General features: G+C 46.7%; 19 protein-coding genes. 13 read left to right on the top strand and 6 right to left on the bottom strand.

The features are described 5' to 3' along the window. Positions 1–32: 32 nt before the first annotated feature. The gene (locus BLV33_RS05465) at positions 33–1,646 is read left to right on the top strand and encodes an ABC-F family ATP-binding cassette domain-containing protein (protein WP_090789011.1); all 1,614 of its coding nucleotides are present in this window, start codon (positions 33–35) and stop codon (positions 1,644–1,646) included. A gap of 92 nt (positions 1,647–1,738) precedes the next feature. On the opposite strand, the gene BLV33_RS05460 is transcribed toward BLV33_RS05465, so the two are convergent. Further along, a complete protein-coding gene (locus BLV33_RS05460; protein ID WP_090789009.1) occupies positions 1,739–1,948 on the bottom strand; it encodes a hypothetical protein in 210 nt (69 codons plus the stop codon). A 74-nt stretch (positions 1,949–2,022) separates the two neighbouring features. On the opposite strand from BLV33_RS05460, the gene BLV33_RS05455 reads away from it, so the two are divergent. Both BLV33_RS05455 and kapB read left to right on the top strand, forming a co-directional pair. Further along, positions 2,023–2,337, top strand: a complete 315-nt coding sequence (locus tag BLV33_RS05455; RefSeq protein ID WP_090789008.1) for a thioredoxin family protein — start codon at positions 2,023–2,025, stop codon at positions 2,335–2,337. A gap of 16 nt (positions 2,338–2,353) precedes the next feature. Continuing rightward, positions 2,354–2,743 carry a kinase-associated lipoprotein KapB gene (gene kapB / locus BLV33_RS05450; protein ID WP_090789006.1) on the top strand — a complete coding sequence of 130 codons (390 nt, stop codon included), beginning with the start codon at positions 2,354–2,356 and terminating at the stop codon, positions 2,741–2,743. Here kapB and BLV33_RS05445 read toward each other — a convergent pair. Continuing rightward, positions 2,740–2,961: a hypothetical protein gene (locus BLV33_RS05445; protein WP_090789004.1), complete on the bottom strand. Its 222-nt coding sequence runs from the start codon at positions 2,959–2,961 to the stop codon at positions 2,740–2,742. The two genes, kapB and BLV33_RS05445, sit on opposite strands and share 4 nt — an antisense overlap. Before the next feature lie 167 nt (positions 2,962–3,128). Between BLV33_RS05445 and BLV33_RS05440 the strand changes: the two genes are divergently transcribed. The 7 genes from BLV33_RS05440 (at position 3,129) to BLV33_RS05410 (ending at position 8,056) form a co-directional block, all read left to right on the top strand. Further along, positions 3,129–4,199 (top strand): Gfo/Idh/MocA family protein, encoded by a 1,071-nt coding sequence (locus tag BLV33_RS05440; protein WP_090789002.1) that lies wholly within the window; start codon positions 3,129–3,131, stop codon positions 4,197–4,199. Between the two features lie 13 nt (positions 4,200–4,212). Then, positions 4,213–4,692 carry a hypothetical protein gene (locus BLV33_RS05435; RefSeq protein WP_090789000.1) on the top strand — a complete coding sequence of 160 codons (480 nt, stop codon included), beginning with the start codon at positions 4,213–4,215 and terminating at the stop codon, positions 4,690–4,692. 134 nt (positions 4,693–4,826) lie between these two features. Then, positions 4,827–5,516, top strand: coding sequence for a YhcN/YlaJ family sporulation lipoprotein (locus BLV33_RS05430; protein ID WP_090788998.1), 690 nt, complete (start codon positions 4,827–4,829; stop codon positions 5,514–5,516). Positions 5,517–5,596: 80 nt separating this feature from the next. Beyond that, complete coding sequence (locus BLV33_RS05425; protein ID WP_090788996.1) at positions 5,597–5,938, top strand: hypothetical protein; 342 nt, start codon at positions 5,597–5,599, stop codon at positions 5,936–5,938. A 72-nt stretch (positions 5,939–6,010) separates the two neighbouring features. Beyond that, positions 6,011–6,208 (top strand): hypothetical protein, encoded by a 198-nt coding sequence (locus tag BLV33_RS05420; RefSeq protein ID WP_090788994.1) that lies wholly within the window; start codon positions 6,011–6,013, stop codon positions 6,206–6,208. 125 nt (positions 6,209–6,333) lie between these two features. After that, positions 6,334–7,518: a formate-dependent phosphoribosylglycinamide formyltransferase gene (gene purT / locus BLV33_RS05415; protein ID WP_090788992.1), complete on the top strand. Its 1,185-nt coding sequence runs from the start codon at positions 6,334–6,336 to the stop codon at positions 7,516–7,518. Beyond that, positions 7,511–8,056, top strand: a complete 546-nt coding sequence (locus tag BLV33_RS05410; RefSeq protein WP_171909022.1) for an acyl-CoA thioesterase — start codon at positions 7,511–7,513, stop codon at positions 8,054–8,056. The genes purT and BLV33_RS05410 overlap by 8 nt, the downstream gene beginning before the upstream one ends. Positions 8,057–8,152: 96 nt before the next feature. On the opposite strand, the gene BLV33_RS05405 is transcribed toward BLV33_RS05410, so the two are convergent. Then, positions 8,153–9,535 carry an MFS transporter gene (locus BLV33_RS05405; RefSeq protein WP_090788990.1) on the bottom strand — a complete coding sequence of 461 codons (1,383 nt, stop codon included), beginning with the start codon at positions 9,533–9,535 and terminating at the stop codon, positions 8,153–8,155. A 113-nt stretch (positions 9,536–9,648) separates the two neighbouring features. Between BLV33_RS05405 and BLV33_RS05400 the strand changes: the two genes are divergently transcribed. Continuing rightward, positions 9,649–9,984, top strand: a complete 336-nt coding sequence (locus BLV33_RS05400; RefSeq protein ID WP_090788988.1) for an ArsR/SmtB family transcription factor — start codon at positions 9,649–9,651, stop codon at positions 9,982–9,984. Positions 9,985–10,136: 152 nt separating this feature from the next. On the opposite strand, the gene BLV33_RS05395 is transcribed toward BLV33_RS05400, so the two are convergent. From BLV33_RS05395 to BLV33_RS05385, 3 genes are all read right to left on the bottom strand, one after another. Next, positions 10,137–11,588, bottom strand: a complete 1,452-nt coding sequence (locus BLV33_RS05395; protein ID WP_090788986.1) for an IS1182 family transposase — start codon at positions 11,586–11,588, stop codon at positions 10,137–10,139. Between the two features lie 260 nt (positions 11,589–11,848). Next, entirely contained in the window at positions 11,849–12,400 is a 552-nt protein-coding gene (locus tag BLV33_RS05390; RefSeq protein WP_366414710.1) for a methylated-DNA--[protein]-cysteine S-methyltransferase, read from the bottom strand. After that, positions 12,397–12,972 carry a bifunctional transcriptional activator/DNA repair enzyme AdaA gene (locus BLV33_RS05385; RefSeq protein WP_090788984.1) on the bottom strand — a complete coding sequence of 192 codons (576 nt, stop codon included), beginning with the start codon at positions 12,970–12,972 and terminating at the stop codon, positions 12,397–12,399. The genes BLV33_RS05390 and BLV33_RS05385 overlap by 4 nt, the downstream gene beginning before the upstream one ends. Positions 12,973–13,251: 279 nt before the next feature. On the opposite strand from BLV33_RS05385, the gene BLV33_RS05380 reads away from it, so the two are divergent. Together BLV33_RS05380 and cysT are read left to right on the top strand one after the other, a co-directional pair. After that, positions 13,252–14,364: a sulfate ABC transporter substrate-binding protein gene (locus tag BLV33_RS05380; RefSeq protein WP_090788982.1), complete on the top strand. Its 1,113-nt coding sequence runs from the start codon at positions 13,252–13,254 to the stop codon at positions 14,362–14,364. A 75-nt stretch (positions 14,365–14,439) separates the two neighbouring features. Then, on the top strand, positions 14,440–15,276 hold the full coding sequence (gene cysT, locus BLV33_RS05375; RefSeq protein WP_090788980.1) for a sulfate ABC transporter permease subunit CysT: 837 nt from the start codon (positions 14,440–14,442) through the stop codon (positions 15,274–15,276).

Genomic DNA, 15,276 nt, shown 5'->3' with positions numbered 1-15,276 from the left:
GAAACCAATACGAAGGCAGGGACCTGAAGAATATGATTACAGTTAATGGTGTGACGCTTCGATACGGCAAAAGAGCCCTGTTTGAAGACGTTAATATTAAATTTACTCCAGGCAATTGCTATGGGCTTATCGGTGCTAACGGCGCCGGCAAATCGACTTTTCTTAAAATATTATCCGGCGAAATAGAGCCGAACAAAGGCGAAGTCAGCATAACTCCAGGTGAACGTATGGCCGTACTGAAGCAGAATCATTTCGAATTCGATGAATTTGAAGTGATCAAGACCGTCGTCATGGGCCACGCTCGCTTGTTTCAAATAATGGCAGAGAAGGATGCCCTTTATGCCAAAGCGGACTTCTCCGAGGAGGACGGGATGAAAGCCGCCGAGCTCGAAGGCGAATTTCAGGATTTGGACGGCTGGCAAGCGGAATCCGATGCGGCTGAGCTGTTAATTGGCTTGGGTATCCCCACCAGTATGCATGATCTCAAGATGAGGGATCTAGAAGGCAACGATAAGGTACGTGTGCTGCTCGCGCAGGCCTTATTCGGCAACCCGCAAATTCTTTTGCTCGATGAGCCTACGAACCATTTAAACTTGGAATCGATTCGCTGGCTGGAATATTTCCTTGCCCGTTACGAAGGCACAGTCATCGTCGTATCGCATGATCGTCACTTCCTGAATCAGGTTTGTACGCACATTGCCGACATCGACTTTGGTAAAATTCAAATGTACGTCGGCAACTACGACTTCTGGTATGAGTCCAGCCAACTGGCTCTGAGACTTTCTCGTGATGCCAACAAGAAGACTGAAGAGAAGCGTAAAGAGCTGGAAGCGTTTATCGCGCGTTTCAGTGCAAATGCCTCCAAATCCAAGCAAGCGACTTCCCGTAAGAAACAGCTGGAAAAGCTGACTCTGGAGGACATTCGTCCGTCGAACCGGAAATATCCTTTTATCCATTTCAAATCCGAGCGAGAAGCGGGTAAACAGCTGCTGCAGGTCGAGAATTTGAGCAAAACGATCGAGGGTGTCAAGGTATTGGATAACCTGAGCTTCACCGTGAATAAAGGCGATAAAATTGCTTTTGTCGGACCTGACGGCCTGGCCAAGACGACATTATTCAAAATCCTGATGGGCGAGCTGGAAGCCGATGAAGGTACCTATACCTGGGGGATCACCACTTCTCAAGCTTATTTCCCGAAAGACAGCCAAGAGTATTTCGACGTGGATCTGAACCTGGTTGATTGGCTGCGCCAATATTCCAAGGATCAGGATGAATCCTTCCTGCGCGGCTTCCTGGGACGGATGCTGTTCTCGGGAGAGGAAGCGCTGAAGAAGGCCAATGTGCTTTCGGGGGGTGAAAAGGTGCGCTGTATGTTCTCCAAAATGATGCTGGGCGGAGCGAACGTGCTCATCCTGGATGAGCCGACGAACCATCTGGATTTGGAGTCCATCACAGCGCTGAACAATGGTCTTGTCGATTTCGACGGGACAATGCTGTTTGTTTCTCATGACCATCAATTCATCAATACGATCGCCAATCGGGTGATGGAAATTACGCCGAACGGCCTCATAGATAAAATGATGACCTATGATGAATTCCTCGATAATGAAGATGTGAAAAAGCAGCGTGAGCTGCTCTATGTATAAGCCAGGGTCCTCACTCGGACATGGAAAAGGCGCCCGGATGATGCTTTCATCGGGGCGCCTTTGTATACTCACGATTATAAATGGTTTAAACTTTAACTGCCCCCGGTTCGACGGCGTTGGTTGTTGACTTTTTTGGTCATTTGGCTTTTGACGGCTAGACCATTTCCCGCTGCACTCTTGGGATTAGCTCTTTGCTCGGCCTGCTCGGCTTTCTTTTGCGCCAGCTTTTGTTTAATCGCTTCAGCAAGGCTGATCTTTTTGGGACCTCCCGCTTGGTTTTGATCTTGAGGCTGATCAGACATGTGGATCACCTTCTTTACGTAATATTGATTTTAGTGTATCACATTTGTCGAATTGAAAGAAGGGACTAGTCATTATGATCAAGGAGTGGAACGAGCAAGAATTGCTTGCACATGCGAAGTGGGCTGCTCATCCGTTTGCCGTTTTTTTGTATACTCCTCTCTGTGGAACATGTAAGCTGGCGGAACGGATGCTGGATATTATTTTAACCATGGAGCCTGATCTCCCGATATATAAAAGTAATGTAAATTTTCTCCCGAGGGTGGTTCAAGATTGGCAAATTTCCAGTATTCCCTGTATAGTTATTCTGAAAGCAGGGCCAGCCAAAAAAATATACAGCATGAAATCGGTAGATGATTTATATAGGGAGCTAAAGCCATTGATGTTTTGAAGGAGGATGAGAAGAGATGACAAATGGAACCTTTTCGGTAGGCGATAAAGTAACGGCCGTTTATAAAACGGGAGGGTATATCGGGGAGATTGTTGAACTCACAGGAACGTCGAAGGCTGCGGTCAAAATTCTGGCGGTGATCGAACACCCGACACAAGGGGATCTGCATCATCCCATGGAAGCCAATGTGTCGATGTTCCATCAAAGAAGGGCGCTTGCTTATCAGGAAATTGCCTTGATGCCGATCGCAACCATTGCTCCTTTTGAGGGAAGCATACCTGAATATAAACAATCCCTCAAAAGAGCGCTTGATACAGAAATTCAAAAGCTGACGGAACTGGAAACCTGGTCAAGACGGTCCCTGGAGCAGCTGACTCAGCTGCAAAATGAATACTTTCCCGCTTAAGAAACTTCCAAATATAATTTGGTGCCGTCGTGGTACTTGAATATGGCTACTTCACCGATGATCTCGATCAGAGAGATCATCTTTAATTTTTTGCGGAATTCGAAATTGAGCTCCATCTCTATTAATTTATTGGTTAATTGAGTTGTGTTGGAAGTATCTGAATAGTTGATTACCGGAATCACTTTGTTTTTAAAACGAATCGACATAGTTTGCATCATTGTTCCCCCTCTTATTACTTTTTTCAGCATAAACTGCAAGTGTTAGATTATTATGATTCAACTATTAAGAAAGTATAAGGTATTACTATTTTTCAAGGTTGCGATGACCTTGGAGCGAACTATAATGGTGAAGATAGTGTTAGATGCCTAGGGGGTTATTATTGTTTATGTCCATCAAAACGATTCAAGTCGGTATCATTGGAGCCGGGAATATCGGCGATGTGCATATAGCGGCTTTCAAGCAGCTTTCTGATATTCATGTAGCTGCAGTTACAGATGCTTATTTGCCTCTCGCGGTTGAACGGGCTTCCGAATATCAAATTGACAAAGTGTATCCGGATGCGCAAAAGCTTCTGGAGGATCCATATATTGATGCAGTTGTCATCGCTGTTTCCAATGAATGGCATGCGCCGCTAGCCGTACAGGCCTTGGAAGCCGGCAAGCATGTCATGCTGGAAAAACCAATGGCGCTTAACGTTCAATCAGCCAAACAAATCGTGGAAGCCGAGCGGAAGTCAGGGAAAGTTGTGATGATTCCACATCAGATGCGTTGGGAATCCATTCCCCTGCAGGTAAAAGAGCAGGTGGACAAAGGCGCTCTAGGCAGCATCTACCATGCCAAAGCCAATTGGACGCGCCGTAAAGGAATTCCCGGCTGGGGAACCTGGTTTACGCAGATGGAAAAATCAGGCGGAGGTCCCTTGATTGACATTGGCGTGCATATGTTGGATTTGACGCTGCACTTGATGGGTAATCCAAAGCCTGTTTCCGTATATGGTGCAACTTACTCCGAATTTGGTCCGCTTAAGCGCGGTATTGGCACATGGGGGAAGCCCAATTGGAACGGTCTCTATGATGTGGAAGATTTGGCTACAGCGCTTATCAAGCTCGATAACGGGGCAACCTTATCTCTGGATGTCAGCTGGGCAGCCTTGGCCGATACCGATAATCTTCCTCATATCCAATTGCTTGGATCTACAGGAGGAGCTTCCATTCGCGGACCGAAGGGCAAGCTGTTCGCCGAGATATTCGACAGTGAGGTTGATGTCGAATTGGCAGTTCCCTTGGCCGATGAAGGTTCACGCAATCGGATGAATCGCCATTTCATCGAATGCATCCGCGACGGCAAGCAGCCGATGACTTCTGTTATGAGCGGCTACACGAATAATTTGATTCTGGATGCTATTTACCGTTCTTCCCGCACCGGACATGAAGTCACCCTGGATTGGGAAATTTAGGAGGCTGGCAGGGATGAAAGACTCCTTCAAGGAACAAAAGAAGATCGCAAACGAGCTGCTACAGCAACGAATCACTACTGTTAAAGAGCTGAAGCAGGATGAGCTGGAGATGTATGAAATTGCCAAGGATTCGGAGACGGGTGAACATTATCTCCATTATTCCTACCTCCATCGCAATCTGTCCGATACGGGAGCCCCGGAAGTATACCATCAATTGCTTCCACTCGAGAGTGATGATGTGCTTGGTTTGATTTTTGGCGAGCAAGCCTTTTCGTATCCCGATCATTGGCACCAATCATTTCTGCGCAATGGACCTGACGGCTTCTTCATCTGGTTTGATCCGGACAATGATGAAGAGTGGATGCGGAATGAGGAATACGGTGCACGGCTTACCGATAAACTGAAGAAGTTCAAGGAAGCGGGTTCACTCGATCCGGATTCCGTGCGCAAGCTGTTAGAGGATTTGGATGATGACGCTAATTCACAAAAGTAAATGCAACAACCTGGACGGCCCGAGCTTGATCGGCTAAACAGGTTGTTTTTGTGTTTCCGTGTATATTTTGACCGTCTTGCTTCATCCTAAGCTTACAATCAGATTCTTGCTTACAGGAAGGAGCGGAAACATTCATGTTTCGAATTGTGTTCATCAGCATAATCTTATCATTCCTGCTGGCTGCCTGTTCCGGACTGTCCAATAGTAACCAAGCAGGTCCCGGGGCGCGCGACATCGGCAGTTGGGATGCAGGCAGCCGCAATAATGAGAACGCGTCGCTTGGAGCCAAAAACATTACGACCGCACCCAGTCCGGATGATAGAAGAGTAACCCTGGACCCATCCAGAGCTCATTATAATGATGGACTGCAGATGAGCAGGGAAACAGCGGATCTCATCGTGCGTATGACGCATGTTCCATCGGCAGCAGTGGCTGTGACGAATAATAATCAAGTGTATGTGGCTGTTGATCCGGATGGTCACATCATGATGAAGCAAAGCAATCAGCTGCATACCTTCGGGCATGATCCGGCGGCAGGAGCTGGTTTATTCGGTTCCGGAGTCGGAGCAGGCCTGGATTGGAGCTCGGCTCAGCCCCTGTCTAAGGAAACATCCGATGCTATTTTCAAACTGGTGAGGCATTCTTTTCCTGGCGGTAATGTATATATTTCCTCGAATCCCAATTTTGTGAACCGCATGAAGTTCTATGATTCGCGGCAGCTGCAGAGCCAAAGTATGCGCGATTATGTGAATGAGTTCAACACCATGGTCCAGTATACATTTCCCGAATACGCTAACGGCACAAATCGCATGCTGACGAAATAGAAACTTAGGGGTTTAAATCTTCAAGGGAAAGGCATACTAAACTTTGGCAATTCAAAAACCTTGAGGAGGAAATACCCTGCATGCAAGCCATTACCCAGCAAATTCAAGAGTGTCAGCAAATGATGTCCCAATTAATTCAGCAAACTCAGCAATCGACTTCCTTATATCAGCAAATGCTTCAGCAGGAGCAGCAAAACGCTCAGCAGCTTGAGCAGCTTGCCCAGAAAGAACGGATGGCTGTCCAGTTTATTCAGCAAATGCTTCAAGGCCATGCCGTTGCCATTCAACAGATGCAGCATTGCTCACAAATCTGCTCGCAGCTTGAACAAACCGTGCAGCAAAGATTTGCTTATCCAGGCTCGCAGCAGGGGCAAGCGCAAATGTTCAACAATGTGTCTTCCCTTCCGGTTCAACGCCAATAAATGAATGAAACGGGTACCCTCAGCTGAGCGCGTGAACGGTGAGAGGGTGCCTTACCTAGTAAAGGAGCCCATATGATCAAACAATACTTTGCTGAAGTGAAGCTGCAGGAGAATGATTCTTTAAGTGAAGTTTTGGAGGAGCTGGTGGACGAAGCCGAGAATCAGTACCGTACTCCATATGTGGAAGTGACTCAGGTCATTCAGCGAAATAACGATCTTTATACTGTCATTTTGAATCTGGATTTTCCCGATTCCCCGACTCAAGCATAAATGTCATTTTCCCCAGTTCCCTTATCCCTTCCTAATCTATATGCGCTAAGGTATCTTTTAAAGCTCCAATCCTTTAATATATAAGTTGGATTTAATTTGGCTTGTAGTTTGAAGGAGGAAACCTGATGAGATATGGAGCGCCTTTATCTCCCAATGCGAAGAAAATGATGCTGCTCGGATCTGGCGAGCTCGGCAAAGAAGTGATTATAGAAGCTCAGCGACTCAGCATCGAAACGATAGCCGTAGACCGTTATGCCAATGCGCCTGCTATGCAAGTTGCCCATCGGTCCCATGTGATCAATATGCTGGACCCTGATCAGCTCAGAAGCTTGATCCTGCAGGAGAAGCCTGATTTAATCGTACCGGAAATCGAAGCGATTGCCACACCAGTGCTGGTGGAGTTGGAGCAAAAGGGCTTTAGGGTCATCCCCACAGCGACTGCATCCCGACTCACGATGGACAGAGAGGGCATTCGCCGTTTAGCTGCGGAAACTTTGCAGCTGCGTACGGCTGAATACGCTTTTGCCGACAGCCTGGAGCAATTGAAGCAAGCTGTAGCCCAGATTGGCACACCATGCGTGATCAAACCGATCATGAGCTCTTCCGGCAAGGGTCAGAGTGTGTGCAGAACCCCGCAGGATATCGAGCAGAGCTGGAACTATGCAATGGAGGGCGGTCGAGCCAAAAGCACACGAGTCATCGTTGAGGAGTTCATCCGATTCGATTCCGAAATCACTTTATTGACGGTACGTTCTGTATCAGGAACGAGCTATTGTGAGCCTATCGGCCACATCCAAAAAGACGGTGATTACATAGAGTCTTGGCAGCCGCATGCCATGAGCGAGGATCACATCGTGGAAGCTCAGCATATTGCGAAAACCATCACGGATGCTTTGGGCGGCTTCGGCATTTATGGCGTCGAGCTTTTTCTCACGCCGAACGGCGTTTATTTCAGCGAAGTCTCACCGCGTCCGCATGATACAGGGATGGTTACGATGGCCACGCAGGATCTGTCCGAGTTTGCGCTGCATGCGAGAGCGATTCTCGGCTTGCCGATTCCTGGCATTCGTCTTTTAACGCCAGGCGCCAGCTATACGTTAAAAGCGACCGAAGAGCAGGTGAATTATACGATCAGCGGGGTGGAGGAAGCGTTGGAAATTCCTTTTACCCAGGTAAGGTTGTTTGGTAAACCGGAGACGAAGACGGGCCGCCGCATGGCCGTTGCTCTAAGCAGCGCTGATACCGTGGAGCAGGCAAGACAGCGCGCCAAGCTGGCGGCTGAAGCTCTTAAGATCAACTATAATGAATAGCGAGGGAAATGGATTGGAAGGCAAACCGGCACGATTATCCAGAACCGTATTGACTGAAATTATTTTTCCGGGCGATACGAATTATCATGGCACTTTATTCGGCGGCAGAGTGATGCAATTTATCGATAAAGTCGCCACCATCGCCAGTATGCGGCATTCCCGTAAAGCGGTAGTTACTGCATCAAGCGACAGCTTGGACTTTTTGGCTCCCGTAAAGCTTGGCGAAGCCATCCAGCTGGAGGCGTTTGTGACATGGTCGCACCGCAGCTCGATGGAAGTATTCGTGAGAGTGGAGTCGGAGAATCTTTTTACCGGCGAAAAGAAAACCACAGCTACATCTTATTTAACTTTTGTTGCGCTTGACGATCATGGACAGCCATCCCCAGTTCCTGCTGTCATTCCGGAGACCGACGAGGAGCTGATGCTGTTTGAAACGGCGGAAGCACGATACGAAGCAAGGAAACAGCGTAAGGCCGAACGGATGTCACACAGTAACGTCTTGCAAAGGGTCGATTTGCGCGAGGATTTGAAGAAATGATTTCAGCTGTGATCAATAAATGCAGCAATACTACTATAAGAAAGGACAGGCCGAATGAATCATTCGCCTGTCCTTTCAATGCTTAATCGGATATTATCAAGACTCTTGAGCTGCAACTGCCCTCGTTGTAAAGCGGCTATAGAGCTGCGAGCAGCCAATCGATAAAAGAACGATGATCGCCAACCCCCAGTAAATATTGCTATAAGCGGTCGAAAGCGGTAAATTTTTCTGCCAGACCAGGGCGCTGGCCGTGATAGCAACCCCGAATGCTCCGCTGAAGAACTGGAGCAGCTGGAACAGCCCAAGACCGGATCCGATCTGCGACTGGGGCAGAATGCGCGACATTTCATTGGAGATGCTGCTCGTTAAGAAGGTAAAACCAACACTCAACGGTATATATATGAGCAAAATAGAGATATACGAAGTACTTACAAACAAAGCGAACAATACAACAGAGCCCAGAACCAACAGGGGAATGTATCGAATAATGGATCCGTTGCCATAACGATCGATAATTTTGCCCACCCTGCGGGAAACCAGCATAGCCAGCAAAGAGCCGGGAAATATGACTAGCCCCGAAGCGATGGCACTAAGTCCGAATCGGTGGACAAGGATTTGTGGCATCAGAAACAACGTGGCAAAGCTGCATAAATACGCTGCGATTCCGACGGCGCCGAGAGTTAGATAAGTCCGGTTACGGAACAAGGCTGGCTGCACGAAGGGCTCTGCTGTCCGATGGATTCGGATCACGAACAATATTAGAGCAGCCAATCCCGCAACCAGAGCTAACCAGGATTGACTTGTCAAGAACAGAAGAAGCCCGGTCGTTCCAATGCCAATGAACAGTGCTCCCAAAGCATCGAAAGTACCTTTGGCCAGTTTCTCTTTCGGAATAAGAGTCACAATGAAAGGTATCAATATCAACGAGATCGCGGTAACGGCGAATAAATAATGCCAACCCATGTATTCCACAATAGCTCCACCTGCAACGGGTCCAAGACCAAGACCCAGAGAAGCCGCTGACATGACGGTTGCCATTGCTTTACCACGCCTCTGCATAGGAATATAACGTGAAACGAGCACAAGCGACAATGCCGGTATGGAACCGGCTCCCGATGCTTGTAATAAACGGGCGACCAGCAATGGCACGAAGCTGTTACTAAAGAAGCCGATTATGGAGGCTATGCCAAGCGAGGCGAGTCCGATAATGAATAGTCTGCGAATCGGTAGGAAATCAGACAACCGGCTGTAGGTTATGGATGAGATAGCCATTACGATCGAATAGCCCGTTACAATCCAAGAAGTGGCGGAAGGTGAAATGGAGAAAGAACGCGACACATCCGGAAGGGCCAAATTAAACATCATTGTGTTCATGATGACCAGCACCATCGAGATTCCTAAGAGAAAGGTTACCAATCCTTCCCGCAAGACAGTCTGCGCCGTGCTGCTGCTTGATTTTGAAATAGATGGGTCTGACATAAGTATCCCTCGCTTCATGTTTGATGGTTCGATTATAATCGAACAATAGAAATTTGACAAGTAATATGTTAAAATGCAATCATAAGTTTTAGTAAATGAAGGGGGATTATAAAATGAAGGTTTTATATCATCCAGACCTAACAGATATTCAATTATCCTCTGTCCTCTATGCTCTTAGCGATCCCATTCGTCTTCATCTTGTTGCCGAAATTTACAAAACGGGAGAACAGCCATGCGGGTGTATCGACGTCCCTGTCGTCAAATCAACATTATCCCATCATATTCGGGCTTTGCGGGAAGCGGGCGTCATACGAACTCGCATACAAGGTACCCAGCGCTTCATCTCTATCCGTAAAGAAGATCTGGAATCAAGGTTTCCAGGGTTACTGGATTCAGTTTTGCAAGCTTATGAATGCTCAAGCGATAAGGCTCAATTCAACCTGGCCTAAATAAAAAATCCGTCGTTTACCGGAGGCCACTGAAGAACTTGCGATTTTTTCAGGGTTGTCTCTAAGTCATGAAATAAGAGACGACCAATCATCCAAATTTTGGTTGCTTGGTCGTCTTTTCATTGCTATAGCAGGTCATTCAGAAGGGGCTTTCACTTCATAAGCTTCAATATTCGCTTTAGGTTAACCGTGAAAATCGCCATTGCGCCTTGCAACTCCATGCCGACAAGACCCGAAGATGACGCTACGTCATACCCGTGTCTATGTTTTAGTTCGCTGTTCTTCGCTTCAATCTTGTAGCGTTCCTTAGCTTTGGTTTTGAAATATTCGCTACTCTGGAACGCCATTTGTTCGGTGTGTTCGTCGGATTTAATGCTCACCGAGTAAGTTTTACTTTTTGCACCTTCCTTGTAGCAACCTTCCCTCATTGGACATCGCTTGCATACTTCTACATCGAAGTAATACGTATCGACTTGGTTTGCCCCAACGTCTTTCTTTCCCCCCCGTGCTTTCCGAAGCGCCATATGCCCTGCCTTGCACACATACATGCCTGCATCCTTATTGAACTGGAATTCATCCTCTTTCTTGCGATTTCCTTGCGTAATCGCTGGATTTAGTTTCGCCACCAATTCAAGTTCACTTTCGTTGCTGTACTTAATGTTTTCCTTTTCCGAGTAGGCGGTATCTCCGATTACTGTTTTGACCTCTATACCGGCGGCTTTACTTTTTTCAATCAGCGTCTGCAGTTGCTTGCCGTCATTCTTTTCGCCTGTGGTTACAACTGCTGCCGTAATAATCCGTTCCTCAGTCATAGCAATGTGGGTTTTGTATCCAAAAAACGAGGAATCGGCGCTCTTGTGACCTACCCGTGCATCTTGGTCTTCCGAGATCCGTAGCTGTTCCAGATCGTCTGCGACCGTTTCTTTCAACAGATTCAACGGTTCTTTGATCTTGGGAAGCTCGCAGATGCCGCCTTCTACTTCAAGCACGGCGATGAGTTTTTGACAGTAGGCGATTTCGTCTTCAAGCACATCGTTTGTGTTTTTTGCTGGGAGCTTGGCTTTCAGCGACTCATCCGCCGTGTAGACCGCTTTTCTCAGCTTTCGGGAGCGGTCCAGCAAAATTTCACGAGGGGATTTCTGATTGTAGCGTGCTTTCGTATGGGTCGCATCGACAATGATTGCTTTGCTTATGATAATGCCCTTCTCCAGCGAAATTTCGACTGTTTTGCCAATGAGCATGTCGAGCAGATTCATGTCTTTCAGCCGCAGCTTCCGAAACTTAGTTAGAGAACTAGCGTCTATTACCACTTCTTCCGGCGCCATATCAAGAAAATACTTAAACGACATATCGTACCGAGAGCGCTCAACAATATCTATGTCGGACAGTTCAAAGATCGCCTTCAATAGCAGGTACTTGAACATGCGAATCGGGTCGATCGCATTTCGACCGTTATCTAGACAGTAGCGCGCTTTCAGTTCTTCGTACACGAATGAGAAGTCGACCAACTCATTGATTTGGCGCAACATATTATCCTTGGGAATAATCAAATTATAAAGTTCTATATAGGGGCTTAGTGTTATGGATTGTTGTTGTTGAATCATCGGGCTCACCTACTCGGGTTGATGCTTTAATTATACAGAAAAGGTACTATCTTCTCAAAGATCTTGAGAGATTGTACCTTTTCTGTATAAAGGACTTTTTCAGTGGCCTCGTTTACCGACGGATTTTTTTATTATAGAGAATAAAGGGTCAATGACAAACTGTAAACCCCCGCGATAAGCAGTAAAATACGTCTTCTCAAAATAAAGTTTCATCTGACCTATGCAAGACTCACCGGTTACCTGCCATTTTGCTCTCACTTTTAAAATTGGTATCGTTCATGCCCCTTGTTTACATACGCATCAAATCCCTCAAGCTGCAGCAAGGTCTCCTTCATGGCTAGACCGCCTCTAAAACCCGTTAGTGTTGAATTTTTGCCAATCACACGATGACAGGGAACAACGAGTGATATCGGATTCACACTGTTGGCTGTGCCAACCGCTCTAACCGCTTTGGGGCGATTGATCGCGTCGGCAATTTCCGAGTAAGATCGGGTTGATCCGTATGGGATATGGGTCAGCGCTTGCCAAACCTGCTTTTGAAACTCTGTTCCCTGCATGTCCAAAGGAAAATCAAAGCTTTTTCGCTGCCCTGCAAAGTACTCCCGAATCTGCTCAGCGTAATTAGACAGCATTGACGGCTCATGAATTAAAGCATACCCGGGGAGATATTTATCCGCCCATACTTGTAAATCTTCGAAGCTCTCACTAGGCCACATCACGCGGCATAAGCCTTTGGAGGTTGCAGCAAGGTGAAATGGCTTTCCTTGAAAGTTGTCTGGCATAAATTGATCCCAATATACACATTGATTCACTCTATATCATCTCCATTTGCAAGTTTTTTGCGGTAATCGGAGGGGCTGACGCCTGTAGCCCGTTTAAAGACGGAAGAGAAATGGGACGGATTGCGAAACCCGACCCGTTCGGCAATTTGTTCGATGGTTGGTTCCACTTGGGCAAGCATTTTTGTGGCATTATTCAGTCTGATCCGAGTTAACTGTTCGGCTGGAGTGAAGCCCTTGACTCTTTTGAACACGCGCTGCATGTGAAAAGGGCTGATATTCATGTGTGAGGCAATTTCGCTTAGTGTAAGGGGCTTAGCGTAATGGGCTTCCGTATAAGCAAGGACACGCTCAGACAGGTCCTCGTCAGGTCCCATTGGGTTCGGGTGGTCGGGCCTGCATCTTTTGCATGCGCGGAATCCAGCTTTGGCCGCTGCTTCCCTGGAGGAATACAGCTCAATATTTTCCCGCTTTGGGGTTCGTGATCGGCAGGAAGGCCTGCAAAAGATACCTGTTGTCTTAACACCTGTATAGTATTTTCCATCATATTTCGTATCGTGGTTTACAATTGCCTGATATACAGCCTCAAAAGTTTGGTAGTCCATGTACATCCCTCCATGAATAAGTATAAATCTCAATGGAGCTTTTGATAAGTGCCAACAAATAAGATAGCAAGATTTCATCTGTAAATTGACTTTTATAGTTTTAAAAATGGATTGACACATATTAGGCGCGATGCTAATATGATTTATAAATAAAACTTAGTAATCTTATCGGAATTATTTATTTATCCACCAGACCTCAGGAGATGCCAAAACCTTGAAAAAGGGTAAGCTAATTATAATGTAAAAAAAGAATGTTCAAACGTGGAGAGGGGTATTCAAATGTCTTACCAGCTTAAACAATCGTGGAAAAAGTTCAAAAATACCGGCTTGTTATTATTAGTAGTTACCTCCCTTGTAGGGATTACGGCTTGCGGTTCCAAAGCAGAAACAAATCCCTCCGCAACGGCAGCAGCCAGCAATGCAGCTGGCGGAACGGCCAAAGCGGCAAAGCCCAGCGTTGAACTCTTAAACGTGTCTTATGATCCTACTCGAGAGCTTTATGTGAAATTCAATGAAGCTTTCGCAAAAAACTGGCTTGCCACTACCGGACAAAAAGTGACTTTCAAGCAATCGCATGGCGGTTCCGGTAAACAAGCAAGATCCGTTATTGACGGCCTGGAAGCTGATGTAGTGACACTGGCTCTCGCTGCCGACATTGATGCCATTCAAGCAAAAGGCTTCATCAATTCTGGCTGGCAGCAGAAATTGAAGGACAACAGTACACCTTACACTTCTACTATTGTGTTCCTCGTACGCAAAGGCAATCCCAAAGGAATTAAAGACTGGAATGATCTTATCAAACCAGGCATTCAGGTAATTACACCAAATCCGAAAACATCTGGCGGAGCGCGTTGGAACTACTTGGCGGCATGGGAATATGCGCTTAAGAATAACAATAATGATGAAGCCAAAGCCAAGGAATTTATTGCCAGCCTGTTCAAAAACGTTCCTGTACTGGATTCGGGAGCCCGTGATTCTACTAACACCTTTGTACAAAGAGGCATCGGCGATGTGCTGCTTGCTTGGGAAAATGAAGCTTACTTGTCACTAAAGGAATTCGGAAGCGATAAATACCAAATCGTCAATCCATCCATCAGTATATTAGCTGAACCGCCAGTAGCGGTTGTGGATAAGACTGTCGATAAAAAGGGAACCAGAGATGTTGCCGAAGCCTATCTGAAGTATTTGTACACGGAAGAAGGCCAAACGATTGCAGCCGAGAACTTCTACCGTCCGCGTCTTGAATCCGTAGCTGCAAAATTCAAGGATAAATTTCCTGCCATCCAGCTGGCCAAGATTGATGATCCTGAATTCGGCGGTTGGACGAAGACCCAAGCGAAACATTTTAATGACGGCGGCATATTTGATCAAATCTATAAACCATCCAAGTAAGTTAAGATAAACGCTAAGGTGCAAGGCGACAAAAGCCGGCACACGATAAATTGAACGACCAAGGAGCAATGTAACATGGCAAAAGCATGGAAAGAGCGCAGCATTCTACCCGGCTTCGGGATTTCGCTAGGCTATACGCTCTTATACCTAAGTCTCATTGTTTTAATTCCGATTGTGGCATTATTCGCCAGAACGGCAGGGCTCAGTTGGGAGAAATTTTGGGCTATTGCTACGGATGATCGTGTAGTCGCTTCGCTTCAACTAAGCTTTGGAGCATCCTTCGTAGCTGCGATTGTCAATGCGTTTTTTGGCTTTATTGTAGCTTGGGTGCTGATACGCTATCAATTTCCGGGTAGAAAGCTCCTCGATGCGATTGTCGACATGCCATTTGCCTTGCCGACAGCTGTTGCGGGTATTGCGTTAACGACACTTTATTCCCAGAATGGCTGGATTGGTAAAATCCTGGAGCCGCTAGGGATAAAGGCTGCTTATTCTCCTCTTGGCATTGTGATAGCTCTTACCTTTATTGGCATTCCTTTTGTCGTAAGAACGGTGCAGCCGGTTTTGGAAGAGCTGGATAAAGAGCTGGAAGAAGCAGCAGTTAGCTTGGGAGCACACCGGATGCGTACTTTTTTCCGGATCCTGCTCCCGGAAGTGTTTCCTGCCCTGATAACCGGAGCTACATTAGCTTTTGCAAGGGCGGTCGGCGAGTATGGCTCTGTCGTATTTATATCCGGGAATATGCCGATGAAGACGGAGATTGCTCCGCTGCTTATCATGACCAAGCTGGAGCAATATGATTATCAAGGCGCGACGGCCATAGCTGTCATTATGCTGATTATCTCGTTTGTACTGCTGCTTATTACAAATTATTTGCAGTGGCGGGCTAACCGCCGTCTGTTGATGGAATAG

Origin of the sequence: Paenibacillus sp. GP183, assembly GCF_900104695.1 — a bacterium.
GTDB lineage: Bacteria > Bacillota > Bacilli > Paenibacillales > NBRC-103111 > Paenibacillus_AI.
The sequence above is the reverse complement of the archived record's forward strand: the minus strand, read 5'-3'. Positions and strand labels throughout refer to the sequence as shown.